Below are 3,299 nucleotides of genomic sequence, written 5' to 3' on the forward strand. Positions count from 1 at the left end.
GTCTCCATCGGCGTCGACAAACGCCTGTGGGCGCAGGATCTGGCCGGATCGCGGGCGCATTGCCGCATGCTGATGGCCCAGGCGATCATCACGCCTGAGGACGGCGAGGCGATCCTGAAGGGCCTGGACGCCATCGAGGCCGAGATCACGGCCGGAACCTTCCCCTTCCGCGACCAATACGAAGACATCCACATGAATGTGGAGGCGCGGCTTTCCGAGCTGATCGGCGAGCCGTCGGGGCGGCTGCACACGGCCCGCAGCCGCAACGATCAGGTGGCGACCGATTTCCGCCTGTGGGTGCGCGACGCCTGCGACCAGACGGGCGAACAGCTGAAGGCGCTGCAACGGGCGCTGCTGGATCGGGCCGACCAGCACGCGGGCGACCTGATGCCCGGCTTCACCCATCTGCAACCGGCCCAGCCGGTGACCCTGGGCCATCATCTGATGGCCTATGTCGAGATGTTCGGCCGCGACGCCGGGCGGTTCGCCGACGCCCGCGCCCGCATGAACGAATGCCCGCTGGGCGCCGCCGCCCTGGCTGGATCGCCCTTCCCCATCGACCGTCATGCGACGGCGAACGCCCTGGGTTTCGACCGGCCCATGGGCAACAGTCTGGACGCCGTGTCGGACCGCGACTTCGCCCTGGAAAGCCTGTCGGCCGCCTCGATCTGCGCCGGGCATCTGTCGCGTCTGGCCGAAGAGATCGTGGTGTGGATGACGCCCCAGTTCAGTTTCGTCACCCTGCCCGACGACCTGACCACCGGGTCTTCGATCATGCCGCAGAAGCGCAACCCCGACGCCGCCGAACTGGTGCGGGCCAAGACCGGGCGGATCACCGGTTCGCTGATCGCCCTGACCACGGTGATGAAGGGCCTGCCGCTGGCCTATTCCAAGGACATGCAGGAGGACAAGCCGCCGGTGTTCGAGGCGTTCGACGCCCTGGACCTGGCGCTGACGGCCATGACGGCCATGGTTTCGGCCCTGCGGCCCAATACCGAGCGCATGCGGGCGGCGGCCGGGTCGGGCTTTTCGACCGCGACGGACCTGGCCGACTGGCTGGTGCGCGAGCTGAACCTGCCGTTCCGCCGGGCGCACCATGTGACCGGCGCGGCGGTCAAGCGGGCCGAGGCGCTGGGCGTGGACCTGATGCAACTGCCGCTGACGGAATTGCAGGCATTGGAGCCGGGCGTCACCGAGGCGGTTTACAAGGTGCTCAGCCCTGAGGCTTCCTGCGCCAGCCGGATCAGTTTCGGCGGCACGGCCCCGGACCAGGTCCGGGCGCGAATCGCGGAATGGAGACAGCGCCTGTGAAGATTCAGACCCTTTTCCTCGTCGGCATTCTGGCCCTCGCCGCCGCTGCCTGTGGCCGGATGGCCGATCTGGAGGCGCCGCGCGCCCGCGAAACCGAACGCGCCCCGCGTGACGCCAACGCCCGCCCTCTGCCCGAGGCGGCGACGCTGAACCGGCCGTCCAGCCAGATGCCCATCGATGGCGGCCCGGCCAATCCGATCGGCGGCACGGCGGCGGGCCGCAGCCCCCAATAAGGGGCGGCCTTGCACCATTTCGCCTTTCGTAACGGCGTCCTGTTCGCCGAGGACGTGGCGCTGGACGCCCTGGCGGCCCAGGTGGGCACGCCGGCCTATGTCTATTCGTCCGCAACCCTGCGGCGGCATTATCGGGTGCTGCGCGAGGCCTGCGACGCCCGGCGCGGCGCCCTGGGTGACGCCCTGATCGCTTTTGCGGTCAAGGCCAACTCAAACCTGTCCGTCCTGGCGACCTTGGCGGCCGAAGGCTGCGGCGCCGATACGGTGTCGGAGGGCGAAATCCGCCGCGCCCTGGCGGCGGGCGTGCCGGCCGACCGCATCATCTTTTCCGGCGTGGGCAAGACCGACGCCGAACTGGCCTTCGCCCTGGACGCGGGGGTGCGTCAGATCAATGTCGAGAGCGGCGTCGAGGTGGACCGGCTGGCGGCCGTGGCGGCGGCCAGCGGCGCTCGCGCCACCCTGGCGATCCGGGTCAATCCCGACGTCGGCGCCGGCGGCCACGCCAAGATCACCACCGGCGGCGCGGGCGACAAATTCGGCGTGCCGGTGGACGAGGCTATGGCCCTTTACGCCCGCGCCGCCGCCTCGCCCCATCTGAACCCCGTCGGCCTGGCCTGCCATATCGGCAGCCAGATCAAGGATCTGGCCCCCCTGCGCGCCGCGTTTCAGGTCTTGCGCGACATGACGCAGGCCCTGCGCGCCCAGGGGATGACGGTCGAACGGCTGGATCTGGGCGGCGGCCTGGCCGCCCCCTACGCAGAGACGGACGAAACGCCCGCCGTGGCCGCCTATGTCGACATGGCGGCCCAGGTTCTGGACGGGCTGGAGGTCGAGGCGGCGTTCGAGCCGGGCCGCCTTCTGGCCGCCAACGCCGGGGTGCTGCTCAGCCGGGTCATTCAGGTCAACGCCCGCTCGGACGGGCGGCGGTTCCTGGTGCTGGACGCGGCCATGAACGACCTGATGCGCCCGGCGCTGTACGACGCCTTTCACGACCTGATCCCGGTGCGGCCACGGCCGGGCGAGGCCATGCCCCACGACGTGGTCGGGCCGGTGTGCGAGACGGGCGACACCTTTGCGCGCGACCGGCTGCTGGCGCCGCTGGCGGCCGGCGACCTGGTGGCCTTCTCCGGGGCGGGGGCCTATGGGGCGGTGATGGCGGGCGAGTACAACAGCCGGCTTCTGGTCCCCGAAGTGCTGGTGGACGGCGACCGCTGGGCCGTGGTGCGGCCGCGCCCGACCTATGACGACATGCTGGCCCGCGAACCGCGCGCGCCCTGGCTGTGAGGCTGGACCCGCCGCGCGGGCCGTGCCAGAGGCAGAACCCATGGACAGCCGCATCGAAAGCCGTATCGGGGTTCGCGCCGACGCCGAGACGATCTGGAACCTGATCGCCGACCTGCCCGGCTGGGACCGCTGGAATCCGCATGAGACCGATGTGGCGGGCGCCATCGGCTATGGCGGCGAGATCCGCCTGACCGAACGCCTGCCCGACCTGCCCGAGCGCGCGGTGACCGGTCGCGTGGGCGACTGGCAGCCCATGGCCCAGCTGATCTGGACCGAAAAGCGCGGCTGGCTGTTCAATGTGGTGCGCTATTTCGAGATCGAGGAGCTGGCGCCCGGCAGCTGCATCGTCTCGAACGGGATCATCTTCTCGGGTCTGCGCGGCGAGATGTTCCACGACCGCCATCGCAAGACGATCAGGGCCGCCTATGGCGAGATTTCCGAACGCCTGCGGAAACTGGCTGAGGGCTGACC

Annotated in this window: 4 protein-coding genes; all 4 read left to right on the forward strand. The window is 70.3% G+C overall.

Annotated features, from left to right (window positions below):
• On the forward strand, positions 1 to 1,311 hold a 1,311-nt coding region (gene argH, locus Q0581_RS06905; protein WP_298698866.1), incomplete at its 5' end, for an argininosuccinate lyase.
• Entirely contained in the window at positions 1,308 to 1,544 is a 237-nt protein-coding gene (locus Q0581_RS06910) for a hypothetical protein (protein ID WP_298698868.1), read from the forward strand. The genes argH and Q0581_RS06910, both read left to right, overlap by 4 nt.
• Positions 1,545 to 1,553: 9 nt before the next feature.
• Positions 1,554 to 2,828, forward strand: a complete 1,275-nt coding sequence (gene lysA, locus Q0581_RS06915; RefSeq protein ID WP_298698869.1) for a diaminopimelate decarboxylase — start codon at positions 1,554 to 1,556, stop codon at positions 2,826 to 2,828.
• A gap of 40 nt (positions 2,829 to 2,868) precedes the next feature.
• Positions 2,869 to 3,297, forward strand: coding sequence for an SRPBCC domain-containing protein (locus tag Q0581_RS06920; protein WP_298698871.1), 429 nt, complete (start codon positions 2,869 to 2,871; stop codon positions 3,295 to 3,297).
• The last annotated feature ends 2 nt before the right edge of the window (positions 3,298 to 3,299 follow it).

This window comes from uncultured Brevundimonas sp. (genome assembly GCF_937863155.1).
GTDB lineage: Bacteria > Pseudomonadota > Alphaproteobacteria > Caulobacterales > Caulobacteraceae > Brevundimonas.

Coding starts and splice junctions, on each gene's coding strand:
- Q0581_RS06920 (WP_298698871.1), top strand. CDS start 2,869: ATGGACAGCCGCATCGAAAGCCGTATCGGGGTTCGCGCCGACGCCGAG.